The sequence below is a fragment of the Pseudomonas sp. B34(2017) genome (genome assembly GCF_002112915.1).
Taxonomy (GTDB): domain Bacteria; phylum Pseudomonadota; class Gammaproteobacteria; order Pseudomonadales; family Pseudomonadaceae; genus Aquipseudomonas; species Aquipseudomonas pharyngis.
The window spans coordinates 150,545-175,278 of sequence record NZ_NEJA01000010.1 but is presented as its reverse complement, the minus strand read 5'-3'; the positions used below and the strand labels follow the sequence as shown (position 1 = coordinate 175,278).

27 protein-coding genes and 1 tRNA gene are annotated in these 24,734 nt (G+C 60.7%); 8 read left to right on the top strand and 20 right to left on the bottom strand.

The genetic code is table 11. The annotated features are described in order from the left end of the window. Positions 1–32 precede the first annotated feature (32 nt). From ychF to CAF80_RS27655, 8 genes are all read right to left on the bottom strand, one after another. Complete coding sequence (gene ychF / locus CAF80_RS27690) at positions 33–1,133, bottom strand: redox-regulated ATPase YchF (protein WP_007951727.1); 1,101 nt, start codon at positions 1,131–1,133, stop codon at positions 33–35. Positions 1,134–1,155: 22 nt separating this feature from the next. Continuing rightward, complete coding sequence (gene pth, locus CAF80_RS27685) at positions 1,156–1,740, bottom strand: aminoacyl-tRNA hydrolase (RefSeq protein WP_007951726.1); 585 nt, start codon at positions 1,738–1,740, stop codon at positions 1,156–1,158. Between the two features lie 171 nt (positions 1,741–1,911). After that, entirely contained in the window at positions 1,912–2,514 is a 603-nt protein-coding gene (locus CAF80_RS27680) for a 50S ribosomal protein L25/general stress protein Ctc (RefSeq protein WP_011335926.1), read from the bottom strand. A 141-nt stretch (positions 2,515–2,655) separates the two neighbouring features. Further along, on the bottom strand, positions 2,656–3,597 hold the full coding sequence (locus CAF80_RS27675) for a ribose-phosphate pyrophosphokinase (RefSeq protein ID WP_003171603.1): 942 nt from the start codon (positions 3,595–3,597) through the stop codon (positions 2,656–2,658). Between the two features lie 47 nt (positions 3,598–3,644). Next, positions 3,645–3,719 (bottom strand) — tRNA-Gln (locus CAF80_RS27670). Between the two features lie 37 nt (positions 3,720–3,756). After that, on the bottom strand, positions 3,757–4,608 hold the full coding sequence (ispE, locus tag CAF80_RS27665) for a 4-(cytidine 5'-diphospho)-2-C-methyl-D-erythritol kinase (protein WP_085668191.1): 852 nt from the start codon (positions 4,606–4,608) through the stop codon (positions 3,757–3,759). A 3-nt stretch (positions 4,609–4,611) separates the two neighbouring features. Beyond that, positions 4,612–5,229 (bottom strand): lipoprotein insertase outer membrane protein LolB, encoded by a 618-nt coding sequence (lolB, locus tag CAF80_RS27660; RefSeq protein WP_039766346.1) that lies wholly within the window; start codon positions 5,227–5,229, stop codon positions 4,612–4,614. A 3-nt stretch (positions 5,230–5,232) separates the two neighbouring features. Further along, a complete protein-coding gene (locus tag CAF80_RS27655) occupies positions 5,233–6,957 on the bottom strand; it encodes a tetratricopeptide repeat protein (protein ID WP_085668189.1) in 1,725 nt (574 codons plus the stop codon). Between the two features lie 182 nt (positions 6,958–7,139). Between CAF80_RS27655 and hemA the strand changes: the two genes are divergently transcribed. The 6 genes from hemA to CAF80_RS27625 all read left to right on the top strand — a co-directional run bounded on the left by hemA (position 7,140) and on the right by CAF80_RS27625 (position 12,500). Beyond that, positions 7,140–8,426, top strand: coding sequence for a glutamyl-tRNA reductase (gene hemA, locus CAF80_RS27650; RefSeq protein ID WP_039766341.1), 1,287 nt, complete (start codon positions 7,140–7,142; stop codon positions 8,424–8,426). Next, positions 8,423–9,505: a peptide chain release factor 1 gene (gene prfA, locus CAF80_RS27645; RefSeq protein WP_085668187.1), complete on the top strand. Its 1,083-nt coding sequence runs from the start codon at positions 8,423–8,425 to the stop codon at positions 9,503–9,505. Before hemA ends, prfA begins: the two co-directional genes overlap by 4 nt. Continuing rightward, a complete protein-coding gene (prmC, locus tag CAF80_RS27640; RefSeq protein WP_085668185.1) occupies positions 9,506–10,336 on the top strand; it encodes a peptide chain release factor N(5)-glutamine methyltransferase in 831 nt (276 codons plus the stop codon). Beyond that, positions 10,330–11,085, top strand: a complete 756-nt coding sequence (locus tag CAF80_RS27635) for a molybdopterin-synthase adenylyltransferase MoeB (RefSeq protein ID WP_039766333.1) — start codon at positions 10,330–10,332, stop codon at positions 11,083–11,085. Before prmC ends, CAF80_RS27635 begins: the two co-directional genes overlap by 7 nt. After that, entirely contained in the window at positions 11,078–11,869 is a 792-nt protein-coding gene (murI, locus tag CAF80_RS27630) for a glutamate racemase (RefSeq protein ID WP_085668183.1), read from the top strand. Before CAF80_RS27635 ends, murI begins: the two co-directional genes overlap by 8 nt. Positions 11,870–11,981: 112 nt before the next feature. Then, the gene (locus CAF80_RS27625; RefSeq protein WP_039766327.1) at positions 11,982–12,500 is read left to right on the top strand and encodes an acyloxyacyl hydrolase; all 519 of its coding nucleotides are present in this window, start codon (positions 11,982–11,984) and stop codon (positions 12,498–12,500) included. A 57-nt stretch (positions 12,501–12,557) separates the two neighbouring features. Here the strand turns inward: CAF80_RS27625 and CAF80_RS27620 are convergent, their stop codons facing one another. The 12 genes from CAF80_RS27620 to CAF80_RS27565 all read right to left on the bottom strand — a co-directional run bounded on the left by CAF80_RS27620 (position 12,558) and on the right by CAF80_RS27565 (position 22,588). Further along, the gene (locus CAF80_RS27620; RefSeq protein WP_007951707.1) at positions 12,558–12,863 is read right to left on the bottom strand and encodes a YkgJ family cysteine cluster protein; all 306 of its coding nucleotides are present in this window, start codon (positions 12,861–12,863) and stop codon (positions 12,558–12,560) included. Positions 12,864–12,915: 52 nt separating this feature from the next. Next, positions 12,916–13,407 carry a DUF2878 domain-containing protein gene (locus tag CAF80_RS27615; RefSeq protein WP_039766325.1) on the bottom strand — a complete coding sequence of 164 codons (492 nt, stop codon included), beginning with the start codon at positions 13,405–13,407 and terminating at the stop codon, positions 12,916–12,918. After that, complete coding sequence (locus CAF80_RS27610) at positions 13,400–14,671, bottom strand: cyclopropane-fatty-acyl-phospholipid synthase family protein (RefSeq protein WP_085668182.1); 1,272 nt, start codon at positions 14,669–14,671, stop codon at positions 13,400–13,402. The genes CAF80_RS27615 and CAF80_RS27610 overlap by 8 nt, the downstream gene beginning before the upstream one ends. Then, positions 14,658–15,473: a DUF1365 domain-containing protein gene (locus CAF80_RS27605; protein WP_085668181.1), complete on the bottom strand. Its 816-nt coding sequence runs from the start codon at positions 15,471–15,473 to the stop codon at positions 14,658–14,660. Before CAF80_RS27605 ends, CAF80_RS27610 begins: the two co-directional genes overlap by 14 nt. Further along, on the bottom strand, positions 15,470–16,717 hold the full coding sequence (locus CAF80_RS27600; protein WP_085668180.1) for an NAD(P)/FAD-dependent oxidoreductase: 1,248 nt from the start codon (positions 16,715–16,717) through the stop codon (positions 15,470–15,472). The genes CAF80_RS27605 and CAF80_RS27600 overlap by 4 nt, the downstream gene beginning before the upstream one ends. After that, positions 16,714–17,496, bottom strand: a complete 783-nt coding sequence (locus CAF80_RS27595; RefSeq protein ID WP_039766318.1) for an SDR family oxidoreductase — start codon at positions 17,494–17,496, stop codon at positions 16,714–16,716. The genes CAF80_RS27600 and CAF80_RS27595 overlap by 4 nt, the downstream gene beginning before the upstream one ends. Further along, the gene (locus tag CAF80_RS27590; protein WP_039766317.1) at positions 17,493–17,915 is read right to left on the bottom strand and encodes a nuclear transport factor 2 family protein; all 423 of its coding nucleotides are present in this window, start codon (positions 17,913–17,915) and stop codon (positions 17,493–17,495) included. The genes CAF80_RS27595 and CAF80_RS27590 overlap by 4 nt, the downstream gene beginning before the upstream one ends. Further along, positions 17,908–19,353 carry a deoxyribodipyrimidine photo-lyase gene (gene phrB, locus CAF80_RS27585; RefSeq protein ID WP_170928301.1) on the bottom strand — a complete coding sequence of 482 codons (1,446 nt, stop codon included), beginning with the start codon at positions 19,351–19,353 and terminating at the stop codon, positions 17,908–17,910. Before phrB ends, CAF80_RS27590 begins: the two co-directional genes overlap by 8 nt. A 20-nt stretch (positions 19,354–19,373) precedes the next feature. Then, a complete protein-coding gene (locus tag CAF80_RS27580; RefSeq protein WP_074690983.1) occupies positions 19,374–20,315 on the bottom strand; it encodes a MerR family transcriptional regulator in 942 nt (313 codons plus the stop codon). Continuing rightward, entirely contained in the window at positions 20,315–21,277 is a 963-nt protein-coding gene (locus CAF80_RS27575; RefSeq protein WP_074690984.1) for a DUF523 and DUF1722 domain-containing protein, read from the bottom strand. The genes CAF80_RS27580 and CAF80_RS27575 overlap by 1 nt, the downstream gene beginning before the upstream one ends. Before the next feature lie 112 nt (positions 21,278–21,389). Then, positions 21,390–21,605, bottom strand: a complete 216-nt coding sequence (locus CAF80_RS27570) for a TIGR02450 family Trp-rich protein (protein WP_039766311.1) — start codon at positions 21,603–21,605, stop codon at positions 21,390–21,392. Continuing rightward, positions 21,602–22,588, bottom strand: coding sequence for an NAD(P)/FAD-dependent oxidoreductase (locus tag CAF80_RS27565; protein WP_039766309.1), 987 nt, complete (start codon positions 22,586–22,588; stop codon positions 21,602–21,604). The genes CAF80_RS27570 and CAF80_RS27565 overlap by 4 nt, the downstream gene beginning before the upstream one ends. Positions 22,589–22,785: 197 nt before the next feature. On the opposite strand from CAF80_RS27565, the gene CAF80_RS27560 reads away from it, so the two are divergent. Together CAF80_RS27560 and hemH are read left to right on the top strand one after the other, a co-directional pair. Next, the gene (locus CAF80_RS27560; protein ID WP_039766308.1) at positions 22,786–23,688 is read left to right on the top strand and encodes a TIGR01777 family oxidoreductase; all 903 of its coding nucleotides are present in this window, start codon (positions 22,786–22,788) and stop codon (positions 23,686–23,688) included. A 13-nt stretch (positions 23,689–23,701) separates the two neighbouring features. Then, positions 23,702–24,727 (top strand): ferrochelatase, encoded by a 1,026-nt coding sequence (hemH, locus tag CAF80_RS27555; RefSeq protein ID WP_039766307.1) that lies wholly within the window; start codon positions 23,702–23,704, stop codon positions 24,725–24,727. Positions 24,728–24,734: the final 7 nt, after the last annotated feature.

Sequence of the window (24,734 nt, the reverse complement as noted above, 5' to 3'; positions counted from 1 at the left end):
TATCAAACGCGGCTTTTTCTTGGGTGCTGCTTTTACACGTTGAAGCGGAAGTGCATCACGTCGCCGTCCTTGACGATGTAATCCTTGCCTTCCAGACGCCATTTACCGGCTTCCTTGGTACCGGCTTCGCCCTTGTACTGGATGAAGTCGTTGTAGGCGATCACTTCGGCGCGGATGAAGCCTTTCTCGAAGTCAGTGTGGATCACACCAGCGGCTTGCGGTGCGGTGGCACCGACGCGGACGGTCCAGGCGCGGACTTCTTCGACACCGGCAGTGAAGTAGGTCTGCAGGTGCAGCATTTCGTAGCCGGCACGGATCACGCGGTTCAGGCCAGGCTCTTCCAGGCCCAGGGCCTCGAGGAACATGTCTTTCTCTTCGCCGTCGTCCAGCTCGGCAATTTCCGCTTCGATCTTGTTGCAGACCGGAACAACCATCGCGCCTTCTTCTTCGGCGATGGCCTTGACCACGTCCAGATGCGGGTTGTTCTCGAAACCGTCTTCAGCGACGTTGGCGATGTACATGACCGGCTTGGTGGTCAGCAGGTGGAAGCCCTTGATGATCGCTTTTTCGTCGGCGCTCATGTTCTTCATCAGGCTGCGCGCAGGCTTGCCTTCGCTGAAGTGCGGGATCAGTTGTTCCAGCAGGGCCTTCTGGGCCACTGCATCCTTGTCACCGCCCTTGGCGTTGCGCGCGACTTTCTGCAGTTGCTTCTCGCAGCTGTCGAGGTCGGCGAAGATCAGTTCCAGGTCGATGATTTCAATGTCGCGCTTCGGGTCGACGCTGTTGGAAACGTGGATCACGTTCTCGTCTTCGAAGCAGCGCACGACGTGAGCGATCGCGTCGGTTTCGCGGATGTTGGCCAGGAACTTGTTGCCCAGACCTTCACCTTTCGACGCGCCGGCAACCAGGCCCGCGATGTCGACGAATTCCATGGTGGTCGGCAGGATGCGCTTCGGATTGACGATGGCCGCCAGAGCGTCCAGACGTGGATCCGGCATCGGCACGATGCCGCTGTTCGGCTCGATGGTGCAGAAGGGGAAGTTCTCGGCCGCGATCCCGGATTTGGTCAGGGCGTTGAACAGGGTGGACTTGCCGACGTTAGGCAGGCCGACGATGCCGCAATTGAATCCCATGGTGTTTCCCCTCGGATTAGAGTCAGGCCTTCTGGCTGTGCAGGTTTTTCATCGCGCGGTTCCATTCACCGGCGAGGATATCCGGCAGCACGCCGAGGGCAAAGTCGATGCTGGCATCGAGTTTTTCCTGTTCGGCGCGTGGCGCACGACCCAGGACGAAATTTGAAACCATACTGGCGACGCCCGGGTGGCCGATGCCAAGCCGCAGGCGGTGGAACGTATTCTGATTACCCAATTGCGCAATGATGTCGCGCAACCCGTTGTGACCGCCATGGCCGCCGCCGACTTTGAGTTTGGCGACGCCCGGAGGCAGATCGAGTTCGTCATGTGCCACCAGGATTTCTTCGGGCTTGATGCGGAAGAAACCGGCGAGTGCCGCCACGGCCTGGCCGCTGCGGTTCATGTAGGTGGTGGGAATCAGCAGACGAACATCCTGACCCTGATGCGAAAAACGCCCGGTCAGGCCGAAATACTTGCGATCGGCCACGAGATTCACGTTCTGTGCGTGGGCGATGCGCTCAACAAAAAGGGCCCCTGCGTTATGCCGGGTCTGTTCGTATTCAGCGCCTGGATTTCCCAGGCCAACGATCAGTTTGATGGCAGTCACGATAGGGGCCCTTCCTTTGAGTGGTGGATAACATCGCCGCGATCAGGGAAGGCGGCGAAAGTGGACGAAAAATGCTCATTTACCATGGATGTAAACTCCGCGTTCCCGCCCGCTTTCTCGCTACGTTCCAGTCCGCGATGTTACCTGCTCACTCAGGCATGACAGAGTGAATTACTCTGCTGCGCCTTCTTCGGTAGCTTCTGGAGCAACACGTGGAGCGTGGACGTTGGCAACAGCCTTGTCATCGCCGTGTGCCAGAGCAACGAACTCAACGCCTTTAGGAGCCTTGATGTCCGACAGGTGAACGATGGTGCCGATTTCAGCGTTAGCCAGGTCGACTTCGATGAACTCAGGCAGATCTTTCGGCAGGCAGGAAACTTCGATCTCGGCAACAACGTGCGAGATTTCGCCGCCTTTCTTCACTGGAGCAGCTTCGTTGATGAAGTGCACAGGAACGATAGCGGTCAGTTTCTGGCCAGCTACAACGCGTACGAAGTCAGCGTGCATCACGTGGCCTTTGGCCGGGTGACGTTGCAGGGCCTTGATGATCACGTTCTGCTTGGTGCCACCAACGTTCAGTTCGATAACGTGGCTGTAGGCAGCTTCGTTTTCGAGCAGTTTGGCAACTTCTTTGGCCAGCATGCTGATGGATTCAGGGGCTTTGTCGCCACCGTAAACAACAGCTGGAACCAGGGCAGCGAGACGACGCAGGCGGCGGCTCGCACCTTTCCCCAGGTCGGAACGCAGTTCAGCATTCAAAGTAAAATCGTTCATTTTGTATCTCCAAAATAGCCATGACCGAGTGGCGTTTGCGACCAGCGCCGAACACGGTATGGGCAAAAAAGCCCCGCCCCGGCAGGAATGCCGGGGCGGGGCGCTTTTCGTCAACGAGACATTTCGAGAAGGGCAGGGCCCTTAACGGAACATCGCGCTGATCGATTCTTCATTGCTGATGCGGCGAACCGCTTCGGCAACAACCGGTGCGATATCCAGTTGACGGATACGTGCACAGGCTTGTGCTGCAGCGGACAGCGGGATGGTGTTAGTGACCACCAGCTCGTCCAGCACGGAATTTTCGATATTCTCGATGGCCCGACCCGACAGCACAGGGTGTGTGCAGTAGGCAAAGACCTTGGCTGCGCCATGCTCTTTCAGGGCCTTGGCCGCATGGCACAGAGTGCCGGCGGTATCGACCATGTCATCGACCAGGATGCAGGTACGCCCTTCGACATCACCGATGATATGCATCACTTCAGAGTGATTGGCTTTCTCACGGCGTTTGTCGATGATCCCGAGATCCACGCCCAAGGATTTGGCAACGGCACGTGCACGCACGACGCCACCAATGTCCGGGGACACGATCATCAGGTTCTCGAAGCGCTGATCTTCGATGTCATCCACCAGAACCGGGGAGCCGTAGATGTTATCTACCGGAATATCGAAGAAGCCCTGAATCTGGTCAGCATGCAGATCAACCGTGAGAACACGGTCGATGCCGACTACGGTAAGCATGTCAGCAACGACTTTCGCGCTGATAGCCACACGTGCGGAACGCGGACGGCGATCCTGACGGGCATAACCAAAATAAGGAATAACAGCAGTGATACGAGTAGCCGAGGAGCGGCGGAAGGCATCAGCCATCACTACCAGTTCCATCAGGTTATCGTTGGTCGGAGCGCAAGTCGGCTGAATAATGAAGACGTCTTTACCGCGAACGTTTTCATTGATCTCGGCTGTAATTTCGCCGTCGGAGAATTTACCGACAGAGATGTCACCGAGAGGGATATGCAGCTGACGTACGACACGCCGAGCCAGATCGGGGTTAGCGTTCCCCGTAAAGACCATCATCTTGGACACGCGCAGTACCTGAAGGCTGAGGGTATACCTGGATGAGTATAGGAAAATGGCAGGGGCGGCTGGATTCGAACCAACGCATGGCAGGATCAAAACCTGCTGCCTTACCGCTTGGCGACGCCCCTGTATCTGTTGCTTGCAAGTGCCGGGCACTTGATTCCTTTAGAGCAGACTTTGCAGCTTGCGATGCAACATCGAAACGTTGCTTCCTTTTGCTACAAACCCTGTAAGGGTCTCTGTCAGAAGGGCCGAGACTTTATCAGCTTCAGCTTTGCTTGGGAAGCCCCCAAACACACAACTTCCAGTTCCGGTGAGTTTTGCTTCGGTAAAATTACCTAACAAATTCAATGCGTTACGTACTTCTGGATAACGCCTCGAGACCACCGGCAAGCAGTCATTTCGACTGTTTCCCTCGGGAACGGGGCGCACTTTAATGGGCGGCGTGTTACGTGTCAACAAAGGATCTGAAAAAATTTCTGCCGTACTAACAGAGACTTGCGGAACGAGCACGACGTACCACGGTTCGGCGGGCTCGACCGGGGTCAGTTTCTCGCCGACACCTTCGGCGAAAGCTGCGTGGCCACGCACGAACACCGGCACGTCCGCGCCCAGTGTCAGGCCCAGTGCAGCCAGTCGATCTTCATCCCAACCCAGTTGCCACAAATGATTGAGGCCGAGCAGGGTGGTGGCCGCATTCGAGCTGCCGCCACCAATGCCGCCGCCCATGGGCAGGATCTTGTCGATCCAGATATCGATGCCGAGCGAGCATCCGGATTGTTCCTGCAGTTTCTTCGCCGCGCGCACGATCAGGTTGCTGTCGTGGGGCACGCCATCGAATTCGGTGTGCAGGCGGATCACGCCGTCTTCACGTACGGCGAAGGTAATTTCGTCGCCGTAGTCGAGGAACTGAAAAAGCGTCTGCAACTCGTGATAACCGTCTTCACGGCGACCGAGAATGTGCAGCATCAGATTGAGTTTGGCCGGCGAAGGCAAAGTGAGGCGTGGAGCGGTCATGCGTTATTGCCCCAATTTGCGCGGTTGCCAGGTCTTGATGACCAGCGTCACGTCCAGATCGGTGCCGTGCAGCTTGATTCGCTCGGGCAGCCAGTAACCGTTCTGTTCGGCATAGCTGAGGTATTCGACCTGCCAGCCATCCTGATCCAGATTGGCCAGACGGCTGTTGCCATCCAGGGTCAGACGGCTTTTGCTGTCCGGTGCCGGGAGGCCGCGAACCCACCACGCCAGATGCGAGACCGGCAGTTTCCAGCCCAGTTGCTCTTCGACCAGTGCTTCCGGAGTCGGCGCTTCATAACGGCCCTGATTCGCCACTTCCAGCGACACCGCGCCCGGACGGCCGGTCAGTCGCGCCGCGCCACGACCCAGCGGGCCGGACAGGCGGATGTCGTAGTAATCCTGACGTTGCAGCCAGAACAACGTGCCGCTGCCCGAATCTTTCGGGGCGCGGATGCCGATCTTGCCGTCGATCTGCCAGCCGTCGAGGCCGGTCAGTTGTTGTTTGTGCTCGCGCCATTGGCCCGGATTGCCGTGGCCTTCGACCGATTCACGGGCGCCGAAGCCCGCGCAACCGGCGAGCAGGGCGATGAAGCTGAAAACTATGACGTGGCGCAAAAACATGAGTTAAAGAGTCTCGGATCCGGTCAGGCGCTTGATGGTGCTGCGCAGGATGGTGCTGTCAGGCTGGTCTTTGAGGAACTTGCCCCAGATTTGTTTTGCTTCGCGCTGTTTGCCCTTGGCCCACAGCACTTCGCCCAGATGCGCGGCGACTTCATGATCGGGGAAACGCTCGAGGGCCTGACGCAGGTATTTCTCGGCGTCTTCCAGATTGCCCATGCGAAAGTTCACCCAGCCGAGGCTGTCGAGCACTGCCGGATCTTCCGGGTTGATCTGGTGCGCCTGCTCGATCAGCGCCTTGGCTTCGGCGTAGCGGGTAGTGCGGTCGGACAGCGTGTAGCCGAGGGCGTTGAGGGCCATGGCGTTGTCCGGATCGCGCTTGATGATCAGACGCAGGTCTTTTTCCATCTGCGCCAGGTCATTGCGTTTTTCCGCCTGCATCGCGCGGGTGTAAAGCAGATTCAGATCGTCCGGGTACTGCTGCAAGGCTTGTTGCAGGACTTTCCAGGCCTTGTCGCCCTGATTATTGGCGGACAGGGTTTCGGCTTCGATCAGGTACAGCTGGGTCGCGTAATCTGGCTGCTCGTCACGCTCGGCGGCCAGTTTGCTCTGGGCTTCGGCGGTCTTGCCGTTGTTCATCAGAATATCGGCCTGACGCAGTTGCGCCGGCAGATAGTCGTTGCCCGGGCCGACCTGGGCATACTCAATGAGCGCGCCTTGCGGGTCGTTGCGCTCTTCGGCGATGCGGCCCAGGTTCAGGTGCGCCGAATCGACATGGCTTTCCCGGGCGATCAGGTCTTCCAGATAGCCCTTGGCCTCGTCCCAGGCCTTGGCTTCCAGGCAGACCAGCGCCAGGGAATAACGCAGTTCGTCGTCTTCCGGGTATTGCTGAACCAGGGTGGAGAACTCGACCTTGGCGTCGTCCATCCGGTCCTGTTCCACCAGCATCCGCGCGTAGGTCAGGCGCAGGCGCTTGTCGTCCGGATACTTCTTGATGCTCTTTTGCAGCAGCGGCAGCGCTTCGTCGCCGCGATTCAGCCCTTGCAGCAGGCGCGCGCGCAGCAGGATCGGGGCGATCTCGCCGTCTTCCGGCGGATGGTCTTCGAGCAGGGCAAGGGCACCTTTGGTGTCGCCATCCTGCTGCATCAGCAGGGCCTTGCCGAAAATCAGCTGATTGTTGTTCGGGTGACGCTGCAACAGGCGGTCGAAGCTTTTCATCAGGCCGTTGCGGGTTTCCTGATCGGTGTCGGCAGCCGACAGCGCGAGGAAGTCGAAATGGGTGTCGCCCTTGCCCTGCAGGACTTTCTCCATATAGACCATCGAGTCGTCATAGCGCCCGGCGCGGGCCAGTTGCACGGCGGCGGCGCGTTGCGCTTCGAGGTCGTCCGGGGCATTTTTTGCCCAGATCAGCGCGGTATCGAGGGCTGGCTGGTCGGCGCCCAGGTACTCGGCGATGCGGAACGCACGCTCGGAAACACCCGGATCCTGGGTGTTGATGGCCTGGGTCACGTAGTTGTCCAGGGCAATGTCGAAACGATTGCGCTGACCGGCGAGTTCGGCGCTCAGCAGGCTGAACACCGTCTCCTGGCTGAACGAGCTGTAAACCTTGGGCTTTTCAGGGGCCGGCGTGGTGTCTTCGACCGGTGAGGCACCGTCCTGCGGAACGGGGGCCAAGGCCTGGCAGCCGCTGAGGAAGACAAAAGCGAGGAGCAACGCGGAAGATCTATTCATATAGGAAGAGGACGACTAACCTGCGGTCGGATCATCATGACACAAGCCTTCGGCCAAACATAACCGAGTCTCGATTGTGGCCATTATAGGGGCCGGCAATTGGGACAATAGTCAGCGGTAGTTGTTCTGAATCTGACGAAGTAGGACAATTGCCGGCTTCACGTCACCATCAGCGACCTTGAATGGCCTTCCTTGCACTCGGTATCAACCACAAGACTGCTTCAGTAGACGTCCGCGAGCGCGTGGCCTTTACCCCTGAGCAACTGGTGGAGGCCTTGCAGCAGCTCTGCCGACTCACCGACAGCCGCGAAGCTGCGATCCTCTCCACCTGCAATCGCAGTGAACTGTATATAGAACAGGATCACGTGTCGGCGGACATCGTGTTGCGCTGGCTGGCCGAATACCACCAATTGAGCCTCGAAGAGCTGCGCGCGAGTGCTTATGTGCATGAAGACGATGCGGCCGTTCGTCACATGATGCGCGTCGCCTCCGGGCTCGACTCGCTGGTGCTGGGCGAACCGCAGATTCTCGGCCAGATGAAATCGGCCTACGCCGTGGCCCGCGAGGCCGGCACCATCGGGCCGCTGCTCGGGCGACTGTTCCAGGCGACCTTCAATGCCGCCAAGCAGGTGCGCACCGACACCGCCATCGGCGAAAACCCGGTGTCCGTGGCATTTGCCGCTGTCAGCCTGGCGAAACAGATTTTCAGCGACCTGCAGCGCAGCCAGGCCCTGCTGATCGGTGCCGGCGAGACCATCACTCTGGTCGCCCGCCATCTGCATGAACTGGGGGTCAAGCGCATCGTGGTCGCCAACCGGACGCTGGAGCGCGCCAGCCTGCTCGCCGAGCAGTTCGGTGCCCACGCGGTGTTGCTCTCGGACATTCCGGCCGAACTTGTACGCAGCGACATCGTTATCAGTTCTACCGCCAGTCAGTTGCCGATCCTCGGCAAGGGCGCGGTGGAAAGCGCGCTGAAGCTGCGCAAGCACAAACCGATCTTCATGGTCGACATCGCCGTTCCCCGTGACATCGAGCCGGAAGTCGGCGAACTCGACGACGTTTACCTCTATAGCGTCGACGATCTGCACGAAGTGGTCGCCGAAAACCTCAAGAGCCGTCAGGGGGCAGCGCAGGCGGCCGAAGAGATGGTTTCGGTCGGCGCCGACGATTTCATGGTGCGCCTGCGCGAGCTGGCGGCGGTCGATGTGCTCAAGGCCTATCGTCAACAGAGCGAACGCCTGCGCGACGAAGAACTGCAAAAGGCCCTGCGCCTGCTGGCCAACGGCGGCAACGCCGAAGACGTCCTCGGGCAATTGGCCCGCGGCCTGACCAACAAACTCCTGCACGCCCCGAGCGTGCAGTTGAAAAAGCTTTCTGCCGAAGGCCGCCTCGATGCGCTGGCCATGGCTCAGGAACTCTTTGCCCTCGAGGGCTCACCGGATAGCTTTTCGGATAAAAAACCGCAATGAAAGCGTCACTGCTCAATAAGCTGGACATTCTCCAGGACCGTTTCGAGGAACTGACCGCGCTGCTCGGCGACGGCGAAGTGATTTCCGATCAAGCAAAATTCCGCGCCTATTCCAAGGAATACGCCGAACTTGAGCCGGTGGTACAAGGCTATAAAAAGCTGCTCGGCGTACAAAGCGATCTTGAAGGCGCGCAGGCGCTGCTCAAGGACAGCGACCCGGACATGCGTGAAATGGCCGTGGAAGAAGTCCGCGAAGCCAAGGAATTGCTGATCACGCTGGAATCCGACCTGCAACGCATGCTGCTGCCCAAGGATCCCAACGACGGGCGCAACGTGTTCCTCGAAATCCGCGCCGGCACCGGTGGCGACGAGGCGGCGATCTTCTCCGGCGACCTGTTCCGCATGTACTCGCGTTACGCCGAACGGCGTGGCTGGCGGGTGGAGATCCTTTCGGAAAACGAAGGCGAACACGGTGGCTATAAAGAAGTCATCGCCCGCATCGAAGGCGACAACGTTTACGGCAAGCTGAAATTCGAATCCGGCGCGCACCGCGTACAACGTGTACCCGCCACCGAATCCCAGGGCCGTATCCACACCTCGGCCTGCACCGTGGCGGTATTGCCCGAGCCGGACGAGCGTGAAGCCATCGAGATCAACCCGGCGGATTTGCGCGTCGACACTTACCGCTCCTCCGGGGCCGGTGGTCAGCACGTCAACACCACCGATTCGGCGATCCGCATCACCCACATCCCGACCGGCACCGTTGTCGAGTGCCAGGAAGAACGTTCCCAGCACAAGAACCGCGCCCGGGCGATGGCCTGGCTGGCGGCCAAGCTCAACGACCAGCAGACTGCTGCGGCGGCCAACGCCATCGCCAGCGAACGTAAATTGCTGGTGGGTTCCGGTGACCGCTCCGAGCGCATCCGCACCTACAATTTTGCCCAGGGCCGGGTCACCGACCATCGCGTCAACCTGACCCTGTATTCCCTCGACGAAATCCTCGCCGGTGGCGTCGAAGCGGTGATCGAGCCGTTGCTGGCCGAATACCAGGCCGACCAGCTCGCAGCGATAGGTGAGTAAATGACCATCATCGCCAGCCTGTTGCGCGCCGCCGAATTGCCGGATTCGCCCAGCGCGCGTCTGGACGCCGAATTGCTTCTGGCCGCCGCGCTGGGCAAGTCGCGCAGTTTTCTCCACACCTGGCCCGAGCGCATCGTGCCCAGCGAAGCCGCACTGGTCTTCGCCGAGTACCTGCAACGCCGCCGCAGCGGCGAGCCGGTGGCCTACATTCTGGGCCAGCAAGGTTTCTGGAAGCTGGATCTGGAAGTCGCACCGCACACGCTGATCCCGCGTCCGGACACCGAACTGCTGGTGGAAGCCGCACTGGAATTGCTGCCGGCGACCCCGGCCAAAGTGCTTGACCTCGGCACCGGCAGCGGGGCGATTGCCCTGGCCCTGGCCAGCGAACGCCCGGCGTGGAAAGTCACCGCCGTGGATCGCGTGCTGGAAGCCGTGGCCCTGGCCGAACGCAATCGCCAGCGCCTGCACCTGAACAATGCGACGGTGCTGAGCAGTCACTGGTTCAGCGCCCTCGAAGGCAAGCGTTTCGAGTTGATCATCAGCAACCCGCCGTACATCCGCGCGGCCGATCCGCATCTGGTGGAAGGCGATGTGCGCTTCGAGCCGGAAAGCGCCTTGGTGGCCGGCATCGACGGGCTCGACGATCTGCGGCTGATCATCGCCCAGGCGCCGGCGCATCTCGAGGCCGGTGGCTGGCTGATGCTCGAACACGGCTATGATCAAGCCGACGCCGTGCGCGATCTGCTGCTGACGAAAGGTTTCGACGAAGTCCACAGCCGCACCGATCTGGGCGGCCATCAACGGATCAGCCTGGGGCGCCTGCCGTGCTGAATGATCAGGAATTGTTGCGCTACAGTCGGCAGATCCTGCTGCAACACATCGACATCGATGGCCAGTTGAAGCTCAAGGACAGCCGAGTATTGATCGTCGGCCTCGGTGGTCTCGGTGCGCCGGTGGCCTTGTATCTGGCGGCGGCGGGTGTCGGTGAATTGCATCTGGCGGATTTCGACACGGTCGACCTGACCAACCTGCAACGCCAGATCATCCACGACACCGACAGCGTCGGCATGACCAAGGTCGACTCGGCGCTCAAGCGCCTGAGCGCGATCAATCCCGAAATCAAACTGGTGCCTCATCGTCAGGCGCTGGACGAGGATTCCCTCGCTGCAGCCGTGGCGGCGGTGGATCTGGTGCTCGACTGCTCGGACAATTTCTCCACCCGCGAAGCGGTCAACGCCGCGTGCGTGACGGCGCGCAAGCCCTTGGTCAGCGGCGCGGCGATCCGCCTCGAGGGGCAACTCTCGGTGTTCGACCCGCGTCGCGCCGAAAGCCCGTGCTACCACTGCCTGTACGGTCACGGCAGCGAAGCCGAACTCACTTGCAGCGAAGCCGGCGTGGTCGGGCCGCTGGTCGGTCTGGTCGGCAGCCTGCAAGCGCTGGAAGCCTTGAAGTTGCTGGCGGGTTTTGGCGAACCACTGGTGGGCCGTCTGCTTTTGATCGATGCGCTGGGGTCGCGCTTCCGTGAGCTACGGGTCAAGCGCGACCCCGGCTGCAGCGTCTGTGGTTCGCAGCATGCGTGAAGCGCCGATCGCCGTATTCGACTCCGGCGTAGGTGGCGTGTCGGTACTGGCGGAAATCCAGCATCTGCTACCGAATGAATCGCTGCTGTACCTCGGCGACTGCGGCCACATCCCTTATGGCGAGAAAACCCCGGAATTCATCCGCCAGCGTTGTAGCGTGATGGCCGGTTTTTTCCGCGAGCAGGGCGCCAAGGCGCTGGTGATCGCGTGCAACACCGCCACCGTGGCCGGCGTCGCCGATCTGCGCCGGGATTTTCCTGACTGGCCGATTGTCGGCATGGAGCCAGCGGTCAAACCGGCCGCTGCCGCCACCCGCAGCGGCGTGGTCGGCGTACTTGCCACCACCGGCACCTTGCAGAGCGCCAAGTTCGCCGCGTTGCTCGACCGCTTCGCCACGGATGTGCGGGTTATCACTCAGCCGTGTCCCGGACTGGTCGAGCGCATTGAAAGCGGCGACCTGCACAGCCCCGAGTTGCGTGCATTGCTCAAGCACTACGTTGACCCGCTACTGGCCAAAGGTTGCGACACGATCATTCTGGGCTGCACCCATTACCCGTTTCTCAAGCCGATGCTCAAGTCGATGATCCCCGAGAGCATCAGCCTGATCGATACCGGCGCGGCGGTAGCGCGGCAACTGCAGCGGCTGCTGGCCGAGCGTGATCTGCTCGCCGTAGGTCCGAACCGACCGGTCAGATTCTGGACCAGTGCCGATCCCGCGTCTTTACGCAACACCTTGGTCCTGCTGGGGCAGGCCGCCGGCGAAGTCGAAAAATTCACCTTGTAAAAAAAATGTGAAATAACTAAAAATTCAGCTGAACTTCTGACCAAGCGCAGATTTCTATAGCGCAGAGTGACCTAGAAAACCAAACGATCGTTCCGGAAAAGGAAGTTTCAAAGTGAAGCGACTATTCTGCTTGGCCGCGATTGCGGCTGCACTGATGGGGCAAAGTTTTACCGCACAGGCTGCTGGCGTCGAGTTTGCAGTGGGTGCTACCAGCGATTCGACCATGACTTATCGCCTGGGCATGAATTTCGACTGGGACAAGAGCTGGCTGCAAAGTGATGTCGGTCGTCTGACCGGTTACTGGAGCGGGGCCTACACTTATTGGGAAGGCGACAAGACGTCGAGCAACAACAGCCTGTCGTTCTCGCCGGTATTTGTTTACGAGTTTGCCGGTCAGTCGGTCAAACCGTATGTCGAGGCAGGGATCGGCGTGGCGCTGTTCTCCAACACCGAATACGAAGACAACAAGCTCGGCGGCTCCTTTCAGTTCGAAGACCGTATCGGTTTCGGCCTGCGCTTCAATGGCGGACATGAGGTGGGGATCCGTGCGACGCACTATTCCAACGCCGGTCTGAGCAGCGACAACGACGGTGTGGAAAGCTACGCATTGCATTACACGATGCCGCTGTAAGCACCCGGAAAGTCAGTTCAAGAAAAAAGGAGCGCCAGGCGCTCCTTTTTTTTGTGCTCAGCGGTACGCCGTAGCAATCCCCTGGCGTTCGTCGATGCATTCCGGTGCGCCCATTTCAAACTCGCGACAGATCAGCGGGCGCTTCTCGTAAATCGTGCACATCATCGTGTCGCGATCCAGCGCCGCGCACCAGCCGTCGTCCAGACGCAGCATCACCTCACCACCCCAATCGTCGGTATCGATAAAACGCTCGGGTACGCCGGTGTCGGTGATCAGCATCACTTCAAGCTGACAGCAGCAGGCCGCACAGGTCGAGCAGGTGACCTCGGGCTCGGCAATTTGTCGATGGGGAATGGTTTTCATGGCGCCAGTGTACGGCAGTGACCGATGAGCATGTGAAAGGCCTGACAGGCGTTTAGCGCGCCAGCCGTCGGGACAATTGGTGCAGCAGCGGAAACAGCAACGCCCACAGCAGCGCGATGCCGATCAGGGTCGGTAACTCACCGAAAGGAAATTGCACACCGGCCAGTCGTCCGCCGGCGCCATAGGACAGCGCGCCACCTGCCGCGCCGAGCAGACTGGCCAGCCACCACGGCGTCGCGCTCCATTGCAGACAATGACGCAAAGTCGTGGCAAACAACGCCCAGAGCAACATCAGCCATAGCGGAATCAGCGGCGACAGGTCCTTGAACTCGAATACCCCGAGGCCTCGCAGTACGCTGTCTACAGCCGTGCCGATGATCACCACACCGAGGATCAATCGACCTTCCTGCGCCCAGTTGCTGATCCAGCGCAGATGGATCACCAGCACCGCCAGCGCCAGCAGCAACCAAAGGCTGTCGCCACCGAGCACGCAGGCCAGCCAGCCGATCTGGAACAGCACCGCGTTGGCCAACCGTTCAAGCATCGAACCGGCCCAGCAAAGGCGCGGTCATCGCCGCCGGTTTGGCCAGCACCAGTTGTGCGGTGCCGATGGTGCGCTCGAGAAATCCACCCTCGCAGTAACACAGGTAGAACTCCCACAGCCTGAGGAAGTAATCGTCATAGCCCAGTTCGCTCAGACGGCCGTGAGCATGGCGAAAGTTCTCGTGCCACAGACGCAGGGTGCGGGCGTAATGCAGGCCGAAGTCTTCCATGTGCAGCAGGTTCATGTCGGTGTCGCGGCCGACGATTTCGAGCATTTTCTGTACGCAGGGCAGGGCACCGCCGGGGAAAATGTAGCGCTGGATGAAGTCCACGCCACGGCGCGCCTGTTCGTAACGCTGTTCGCGGATGGTGATCGCTTGTAGCAGCATCAGGCCGTTGCTCTTGAGCAGCTGCGCGCATTGCTTGAAATAGGTCGGCAGGAAGCGGTGGCCGACCGCCTCGATCATTTCGATCGACACCAGTTTGTCGTACTGGCCGGTGAGGTCGCGGTAATCCTTGAGCAACAGCGTCACCTGATTCTGCAAACCGAGGCGTTCGATGCGGGCGGCGGTGAAGGCGAACTGCTCCTTCGACAGCGTCGTGGTGGTGACTTTGCAGCCGTAGTGCTGCGCCGCGTAAAGCGCCATGCTGCCCCAGCCGGTGCCGATTTCCAGCAGATGGTCGCCGGGCTTGAGCGCGAGCTTCTGACAGATCCGCTCGAGTTTGTTCAGTTGCGCCTGCTCCAGGCTGTCGTCGGGGCTGAGAAACTGCGCGGCGGAATACATCATGGTCGGGTCGAGGAACTGCTCGAACAGGTCATTGCCGAGGTCGTAATGCGCGGCGATGTTTTTCTGCGAGCCCTTGCGCGTATTGCGGTTGAGCCAGTGCAGCCCGCGCACCAGCGGGCGACCGAGCCGGGCCAGGCCACCTTCCATTGCGTCGAGCACTTCAAGGTTGCTGACGAAGACCCGCACCACGGCCGTCAGGTCCGGCGAGCGCCAGTAGCCATGGATGAAGGCTTCGCCCGCACCGATCGAACCATTGCCGGCGACCAGGCCCCAGACGGCCGGATCCAGAACTTGAATCTCGCCCACCAGGGCGCTGCCCGGCGTGCCGAAGACGTGGCGCTCGCCGTCCTCGATGACGATCAGTTGACCCTGCTTGAGCTGCTCCAGCTGGCGCAGTACTCCCCGGCGCAGCAGCGAACCGCTCAGGCCGTGAGGGCTGAACAGGCTGGCTTTGGCCGAGACGCTAGTGGATTTCATGGTGGCGTTCCTCGGTCGGTACAGTGGCGGTTCGAAAACGGTCGTCGGCGCGTTGGTGGTCATACACCGGGGTGCGCTTGAGCAACAGGCGCAGCGCCTGCCAGTAGATCGCCAGCGCGGTTTTGGCAGTCATCCAGGGAAAGCGCCACAGATGCCGGTGCAAGTGGTGTCGATCAAGGGGTTCACGTCGCAGGTCGAGGGTGGCGTCGAACAGTTTTTGCTCGCCTTGCCAGTCGGCCATGTGCACACCCAGGACCTGCGCGGCAGGGCTGAAGCTCATGCGGTATTCCAGGTCCGGCGGCAGGAATGGCGAGACATGAAACGCCTTGGCCACGGCAAAATGCTGGTGGAAGTCCTGCAGATGGGTCGGCGCTCGAGCCGGCAGCACGTAGTGATAACGCTCGCGCCACGGAGTGTTGCGGACTTCGCAGAGAATCGCCGCCAGTTGGCCGTCGGCCTCGTGGCAATAGAAAAAACTCACCGGGTTGAACGACAGACCCCAGCTGCGCGGCTGGGTCAGCAGGCAGATCGAACCTTGCGGTGCATGGCCCACGGCTTCGCCGACCAACTGGCGCACCGCATCGCTCAGGCGCACGCCCCGGCCGGTGAAGGTTTTCAGGTAGTCGGTTTCGCGGAATGAAAACGGCGCAAAGCGGCTGGTGCCTGCCAGGCGGGACAGGCCCAGTACGGTCTCCTGTTCAGCCAGATCGAGATACAGCATGCCGATCCGATAACGAAACTCATGACGGCGCGGGGCAAATCGCCGATGGGCGATCCAGCCACTGTAGAGCGCGCTGTTCACAGGCTTTCTCCGAAGGCTGCGGCCACGCGCAGGGCGCTGACCACGCCGTCCTCATGAAAACCGTTGGCCCAGTAGGCGCCGCAATAATGCGTGTGTTGCGCGCCGTCGATTTCAGCCCAGCGCTGCTGTGCCGCCACGGCCGCGAGGCTGAATTGCGGGTGAGCGTAGGTGAAGCGCGCCAGCACCTTGGACGGCGTGATGCCAGCGCTCTGGTTGAGGCTGACGCAGAACGTGGTGCCGCTCTGCAGGCCTTGCAGAATGTTCATGTCATAAGTCACGGCCGCCCGGGTATGACCCGCTCCGCCGAGGCGATAATTCCAGCTGGCCCAGGCCCGTTTGCGCGTGGGCAGCAAGCGGGTGTCGGTGTGCAGCACCACTTCGTTGTCGGCGTAGGGCAGGGCGCCGAGGATTTCCCGTTCGACCTTGTCGGGGTTGCCCAGCAGTCGCAGGGCCTGGTCGCTGTGGCAGGCCAGCACTACTTTGTCGAAACGTTCGATACCGGCCGGGCTGTGGATAACCACACCGTGCGCATCGCGATCGATCCGGCCCACCGGGCAGTTCAGGCGGATGCGTTCCTTGAACGATGCGGTCAGCGGCGCGATGTAGGCACTGGAGCCACCCTCGATGACCTGCCATTGCGGACGGTTACTGACCGACAACAGCCCATGGTTCTCGAAAAAACGCACGAAGAACTGCAACGGAAAATTGAGCATTTCAGCCATCGGCATCGACCAGATCGCCGCGCCCATCGGCACGATGTAATGCAGGATGAAGCGCTCGCCGTAACCGCCGGCCTTGAGGTAATCGTCGAGGGTGGTGTCGGTGGCGATCCGCTGTTCGGCAAGGTCGCGCCGAGCCTCTTTGTTGAACCGCAGGATGTCGCGCAACATGCCCCAGAATCCGGGGGACAGCAGATTGCTGCGTTGGGCGAACAAGCTGTTCAGGTTGTTGCCGTTGTATTCCAGGCCAGTGTCCGGATCGTTGACCGAAAAACTCATCTCGGTGGGTTTGAACGTCACACCCAGTTGGCCAAGCAGACGAATGAAGTTCGGATACGTCCAGTCGTTGAACACGATAAATCCGGTGTCCACCGCGTACTCGCGCCCGTCCACGGTGACCGGCACCGTGTGGGTATGGCCGCCGATCCGGGCGTCGGCTTCGAACACGGTGATTTCGTGTCGGCGTGCGAGCAGGTACGCGCAGGTCAAACCGGCGATGCCGCTGCCGACGATGGCGATTTTCATGTCGCATCCCTTAGCGGCGGGCTGCTGCGCACCATGCGTTTGCCAATCGCCAGTTGTACGCGTGCAGGCATTTTCGACAGGGGCCACAGGACCGCCATGAACAACGCCGGAAAGGCGATTTCCAGTGGCCGGTCTTTCAGCTTGGCGAAGATATGCCGCGCGGCTTTATCCACAGGCCAGCTGAGCGGCATCGGGAAGTCATTCTTGGCGGTCAGCGGCGTGTCGACGAAACCGGGACTGATCACCGTGACTTCAATGCCTTCGTCCGCCAGATCTATGCGCAGGGATTCGAACAGATAACGCAGCCCGGCCTTCGACGCGCCATAGGCTTCTGCCCGTGGCAGCGGCACATAGGTCACCGAGCTGGCCATCCCCACCAGATGCGGTGCCGTACCTTTGCGCAGCAAGGGCAGGGCGGCTTCGATGCAATAGCTGCTGGCGAGCAGGTTGGTACGCACCACGTGCTCGATGATCGAGGCGTCGAACTGGTGAGCGTCGACGTATTCGCAGGTCCCTGCATTGAGGATGACGGTATCCAGCGAGCCCCAGTCCGCGGCTATCTGTTCGCCAATTTCGCGTACGGTCTGGCTGTTGGTCAGATCGCCGGGCACCACCAGAACCTGTCCCGGATACCGTTGTGACAGAACCTTGAGCGGCGCGACCTGGCGGGAACTGACCGCCAGCTGTGCACCGCTTTTGAGAATGTCTTCCGCGAGTGCTGCGCCGATGCCACTGCTGGCACCGGTCAGCCAATAACGCCGTGGAGCTGTACGACTCATCCCAATCTCCTTTTCAGCCAGGCAATCACCCGACCCAATACGGGTAAATGTTCATAAAGCAGCGCTCCGGCATCGAAATAATCCCGGTGGCGGTAAACCTTGTCGCGCCAGAGCAGATGCGAGCAGCCGGCGACGCGGATCAGTTGCCCACCGCTCAGACGCGGGTGGCGGTAGCTCATGACCCAACGCAAATAGCCTTCGCCTTCGCCGATCTGGTCGAAGCCGTGGAAATCGAAGCGCAGTTCGTTGACGTTGGCGTACAACTCGCTGAAGTAACCGCGCAATTGCGTCAGTCCCTGCACTTCATGCAGTGGATCGGTGAAGTGAATGTCCTCGCTGTACAGTTCGTCCAGGGTGCGCAAATTGTCTTTGTTCAACTGTGCGAACCGCTGGGCGAAACTGCGTAGAAATTCACTCATCACTCGCTCCTTGAGATGCGCGCGACGGCAGGTTCTTGAACGCTGCCAGCGCCCGCTCCCGTGATGCACTCAGATTAACGATCGGCGCCGGATAGTCGGCGACGCCGAACAACCCGCCAGCACTGGCCGGGTTGTGCACTTCTTTCTTGTTCAGCCCGGCCAGCTCCGGCAACCAGTGCTTGATGAACAGACCTTCGCTATCGAATTTTTCCGACTGGCTGAGCGGGTTGAAGATGCGGAAATACGGCGCCGAATCGGTGCCCGTCGAGGAACTCCACTGCCAGCCGCCATTGTTGGCAGCCAGGTCGCCGTCGATCAGGTGGCGCATAAAAAAGCGTTCGCCTTCACGCCAGTCGATCAGCAGGTTCTTGGTCAGAAACATCGCCACTATCATCCGCAGGCGGTTGTGCATCCAGCCGGTTTCCAGCAGTTGGCGCATGGCGGCGTCGATGATCGGCAAGCCGGTGCGGGCTTCCTGCCAAGCGGCCAGATCCTCGGGGGCATCACGCCAGGCCAGAGCTTCGGTTTCCGGACGGAATGCGCGATGCCGTGAAACCCGCGGATAGCCGACGAGAATATGTTTGTAGAACTCGCGCCACAGCAGTTCGTTGATCCAGGTGACGGCGCCGACCTTGCCGCTTTCGAATTCACCCTGATTGCTTTGCAGGGCGGCGTGCAGGCATTGGCGCGGCGAGATCACGCCTGCAGCCAGATAGGCCGAAAGCTGGCTGGTGCCGGGTTTGGCCGGGAAGTCGCGTTCGCTCTTGTAGTAATCGATCTGTGCATCGGCGAACGTGTCGAGGCGACGCCGGGCTTCGGATTCACCGGCGGGCCACAGGGCGCGCAGGGATTCGCCGGGTGTCGGGAAACTTTTGATGGCTGCCGGGACCGGGTCGCTGGTGATATTCAGCGCCGATTGCTTGCCCGGCGGCTGTTTCAGCGACGGCATCGAGCGGTGCAGGCGTTCGTAGCAAACCTTGCGGAACTGGCTGAACACCTGAAAGTAAGTGCCGGTTTTGGTCAGCACGCTGCCGGGCTTGAACAGCAATTGGTCGAGATAGCTGTGGAAGGTTATGCCTGCCGCTTGCAACGCTTTGGCAACTGCCTCGTCGCGACGGCTTTCGTTGATGCCGTATTCTTCGTTGACGTGCACCGCCTCGATCTTCAGTTGCCGACACAGTTCGAGCAGCACGGCGGGTGCCTGATCCCAGTGAGGCGCGGTGCGGATCAGGAGCGGGATGTTCAGGTCGCCAAGGGTTTTGCTCAACTCACGCAGATTGCGCAGCCAGAAATCGATCTTGCACGGAGCATCATCATGTTCCTGCCATTGCTGCGGGCTCAACAGGTACACGGCGACGGTCGGGCCACGCTCGGCGGCGGCCGCGAGGGCGGTGTTGTCATGTTGGCGCAAGTCGCTGCGCAGCCAGATCAATTGCATGTCGGTCTCTGTCGAAATCATTAAATCAACCCACGCTCAATGAGTGCCCGATGTGCCGAAAGGGGGTCTTCGGCCAGGAACAGATCAGCGAGTTCGGAAGTCTTTGTGGACAGCTCGGCGTGGTGGATACACACCGTTGGTCCGACAATCAGTTTTGGGCAGCTGACACCGTTGAACAGTTTCGGTAGCTGCGCCAGGTTCAGGGCTTTGCTGGAATACAGCAGTACGCCACGGGCTTGCAGGGTATCGGTTGCCAACGCCAGTTCGCCGGCCGGCAGCGGCCAATCGAATACCTGCACCGGGCAATCGGCGCTGCTGATCAGCCAGGCGCAGAGCCACAGATGCGGCTCCAGTGGCAGGTCCGACTGGTTGATCAGCAGCAGCGGCGCGGTGCGCAACTGACGATTGTTATGGTAGATGCGTGCGCCGAATTTGCTGCGCAACCAGGCATAAAAGAACACCCGCTCCATCTGCGCGCCGAACTGGCCCTGCCAGCGCTGTTCAAGATCGCTCAGCAGCGGCAGCAGCAATTGCTCGCACAGAGTGCGTGGCGGATACAGCGCCATCGCCTGGTTGATGCCGTCGTCGAGGCTGCGCTCGTTCAGGTGGGTAACCGCCAGCAGGGCGGCCTGGCGCAGTGGATGCCATTCGTCCTGCGCCGGTTCGTTGAACGTCTGCGCGGTGTCGAGCAGCGGTTTGACCTGGCTGACCGCTACGCCACGGTTGAGCCAGGTAAGGATGTTCTGGATACGTTGCACATGCTCGGCGTTGTACAAGCGATGACCCTTGGGCGTGCGCTGCGGAACGATCAGCCCGTAGCGCCGTTCCCAGGCGCGCAGGGTGACGGCGTTCACGCCGGTCTGACGGGCGACTTCGCGGATCGGCAGCCAGCCCTCGTCGAGGGCTTTCTTGAAGTCGGCGCCGAGGTCTTCACGGGCGCTGGTGTCGAGTGAGTCATTCATCAAATGGCGTTTCGCAGGCTGAGGTTTTCCGGATGCGGTTGCAGGTACACCTGCTGCGCAATGTAGGGATCCGGGTGGAGGCGAAAGTGATGCTTGAGCAGGGTCAGCGGCACCACCAGCGGAACGATGCCGTGCCGGTACTGGCCGATGATGTGCTGCACTTCCTGTTTGTCTTCAGGGCTGATCGCCTGTTTCAGGTAGCCACTGATGTGCTGCAGGACGTTGCTGTGGGTACGGCGGGTGGCGCATTTTTTCAGTGCCGCCATCAGTTCGCTGAAATAGCGCGGGCCCAGCTCGGCCGGGTCGGTCTGGCCCATGTTGCCCAGCAGATTGCCCAGCGCCTTGTATTGCACCGGGTTGTGGGCCATCAGCAGGTATTTGTAGCGCGAGTGAAATTCGGTCAGTGCACGGCGGCTCAAGCCCTGCTCGAGCACCTGCTGCCATTCGCGGTAGGCGAGCACGCGGGTGATGAAATTCTCCCGCAGCACCGGATCGTTGAGACGCCCGGCTTCTTCCACCGGCAGATCCGGATGCTGTGCACAGAACGCCTCGGCGTAAATGCCACGCCCACCACCATTCACCGGTGCGCCGTTGGCGTGGTAGACCTTGACTCGCTCAAGTCCGCAGGACGGCGATTGCTGCATGAAGATGTAGCCGCAGATGTCATTGAGCTCCCCGGCCATTTTCTCGCCGTAGGCGGCCAATGGCTGGGTGACGTTGATCGACGGATTGACGGTGCCGACTGCATCAGGCTTTTGCGGATCGCCCACCAGACGAATCGGCTCGCGGGGAATCCCCAGACCAATCGCTACTTCAGGACAGACGGGAACGAATTCGAAATGCTCGGCCAGGGTGCGGCTGCACAGCCGCGATTCCTTGTGCCCGCCGTTGTAGCGCACTTCGGCGCCCATCAGGCAGGCGCTGATGGCGATTTTCGGTAGGGACGTCGATGAGTCGGACATGCAGCAACCTCGAATCTGAACCTGTACAGACAATCTGATCTGTACAACATGCCTTCAGCATAGATTCATGGGTGTACAAGTCAAATTGTTTGTATAAGTTTTTTTGAGGTTTTTAGCGCCAGCCCATTTTCCAGCGTGAATCATCCTGCAGGGCATGCCAGTCGCATTGCTCGGTACGCCGGGTCAGCACCGCCTGCAGTTCGATTTCCAGCACCGTGCCGTCCTCGTCGCGGAACAGTTCGGTCACCAGAAAATGCTTTTCACGGTTTTGCGGGTGAGCTGCTGTCCATTTCGACAGCAGCAATTTGCGCGGATTGATGCGATTCACTGCAGGTGTTCGTGCAAGCGTCTTGCCGCCTCCTGACCGCTGAGCCATGCCCCTTCGACCCGACCCGACAGGCACCAGTCGCCACAGGCATACAGGCCCAGGTCGGCGTCGGCCAGGGTGCCCCATTCATGACTGCTGGCCGGCCGGGCATAGAGCCAGCGGTGGGCGAGGCTGAAGGTCGGGGCCGGCATGGCGCTGTGCAACAACTCGGCGAAGGCACCGTGCAATTGTTCGATCACCGCTTCCTTGGGCAGATCGATGTGCTGCCGGCTCCAGGCACTGGTGGCGTGCAGGACCCAGGTGTCGCACGTGGTGTCGCGTCCCGGTTTGCTGCGGTTGCGAGCCAGCCAGTCGAGGGCGCTGTCCTGGACGAAGCAGCCTTCGATTGGCGTATCCAGCGGTGTATCGAAGGCGAGGGCGACGGCCCAGGTCGGGTCCATTTTCACGCCGGCGGCGGCACCGGCGAGTTTCGGTGCGGAGGCCAGCAGGGCAGTAGCCTGAGGCGCCGGTGTGGCGACCACCACGTGGCTGAACGGCCCGTGGGTGAAACCTTCGGCATCTTGCAGGTGCCAGTGTTCTTCGCCGCGATAGACCTCGGTGATCCGGCAGGCGAAATGCACTTCCAGGCCATCGAGCAGGCCCCGGGTGATGGCGCTCATGCGCGGCGTGCCGACCCAGCGGGTCTGTTCGTCCGGCGACAGGTTCAACTGCCCGCCATGAAAGGTGTAGAGCTGCGGTGCCCATTCGGCGACCCAGCCTTTGCTTTGCCAGCGCTGGACTTCGGTCACGAAGCGCCGATCACGGGCAGTGAAGTATTGCGCACCCATGTCCAACGAACCGGCATCGCTGCGCTTGCTCGACATGCGCCCGCCGCTGCCGCGACTTTTATCGAACAACTGAACGGTATGCCCGGCATCTGTCAGCGCCTGGGCGGCGGAGAGTCCGGCAATGCCGGTGCCAATGATTGCGATAGGTACAGTCATAGGGGCCTCGTTTACCTTTCTGTACAGACTACGCCGTGGATGAAACCTGTACAATTATGTTTTTTGGTATAACTTCCAGCGTTCTTGTTCTGACAGCTTGGCCTATGGTTAAACAATAGAGCCTGCCCGATAGAAAAGATCCCTGTTTATAAAAATAGACTAGTGATCGGGGTAAAACGCCACGCGAGGAAGAAGTCATGCACATATTGCTGACCGGCGGTACTGGATTGATCGGACGTCAGCTTTGCCGGCACTGGTCCGCACAGGGGCATCGCCTGACGGTCTGGAGTCGTCGTCCGGAAAAAGTCGCGAAAATCTGTGGCGCCCAGGTGCGTGGCATTGCGCGTCTGGAGGACCTTGGCGACGAACCGGTCGACGTGATCGTCAACCTGGCCGGCGCGCCGATTGCCGACCGGCCGTGGACCCATCGGCGCAAGGCGTTGTTGTGGAGCAGCCGGATCACGCTGACCGAAGCGTTGCTGGCGTGGCTGGAACATCGCGGGCAGAAACCGTCGCTGCTGATCTCGGGCTCGGCCGTGGGTTGGTACGGTGACGGCGGCGAGCGCGAGTTGACCGAGGACTCCCCACCGGTGATTGACGATTTCGCCAGCCAGTTATGCATCGCCTGGGAGGAAACCGCGCAACGCGCCGAAGCGATGGACATTCGCGTGGTGCTGGTGCGCACCGGGCTGGTGCTGTCGGCCGAGGGCGGCTTTTTGTCGCGCCTGCTGCTGCCGTTCAAGCTCGGGCTGGGCGGGCCTTTGGGCAACGGTCGGCAGTGGATGCCGTGGATTCATATCGATGACCAAATCGCCCTGATTGATTTTCTTCTGCACCGCGATCAGGCGAGCGGTCCTTATAATGCGTGCGCGCCGAAACCTGTGCGCAATCGCGAATTCGCCAAGACCCTGGGCAGCGTGTTGCACCGCCCGGCGTTCATGCCGATGCCGGCCCTCGCCTTGAAGGTCGGGCTCGGCGAGATGTCATTGCTGTTGCTGGGTGGCCAACGGGCCACGCCCAAACGCTTGCTGGAAGCGGGATTCACTTTCCGGTTCACGGATTTACGCGCGGCCCTGGACGATCTTTCCAGCCGCCTCTGAAATAGGACGTTGCATGACCGATCACGCCTTGCTTCTGGTCAACCTGGGTTCGCCGGCCTCCACTTCGGTGGCCGACGTGCGCCGCTATCTCAATCAATTCCTGATGGATCCTTACGTGATCGACCTGCCGTGGCCGGTGCGGCGTCTGCTGGTGTCGCTGATTCTGATCAAGCGCCCGGAGCAGTCGGCCCACGCCTACGCCTCGATCTGGTGGGACGAAGGGTCGCCGCTGGTGGTACTCAGTCGTCGCCTGCAACAGCAGATGAAGGCGCAGTGGACTCACGGTCCGGTTGAGCTGGCCATGCGTTACGGCGAGCCGTCGATTGAGACAAGCCTGTTGAAGCTGGTCGCGGCGGGGCACAGACGCATCACCCTAGCGCCGCTTTATCCACAGTTCGCCGACAGCACCACCACCACGGTGATCGAAGAAGCCAAGCGGGTGGTGCGCGAGAAAAAACTCGATGTGCAACTGTCGGTGTTGCAGCCGTTCTACGATCAACCGGAATACCTCGACGCCCTGGTGGCCAGCGCCAAACCGCACTTGCAGCAGGATTACGATCACCTGTTGCTGAGCTTCCATGGTTTGCCTGAGCGGCACCTGACCAAGCTCGACCCGACCGGCAATCATTGCTTCAAGAATGAAGATTGCTGCAAAAACGCCTCGGCTGCCGTATTGGCCACCTGTTATCGCGCCCAATGTCTGCGCACAGCGGCGTTGTTCGCTGAGCGTATGGGGCTGCCGGACGGCAAGTGGTCGGTGTCGTTTCAGTCGCGGCTGGGCCGGGCGAAATGGATCGAGCCCTACACCGAAGCGCGGCTGGATGAGCTGGCCAAAAGCGGCGTGAAGAAGATTCTGGTGATGTGCCCGGCGTTTGTTGCCGATTGCATCGAGACCCTGGAAGAGATCGGCGATCGCGGCAAGGAACAGTTCTGCGAAGCGGGGGGAGAGGAGCTGGTGCTGGTGCCGTGCCTGAATGATGACCCGCAATGGGCGAAGGCGTTGGCAACACTTTGTGAACGGGCGCCATTGGCCCTTTAATGATCGT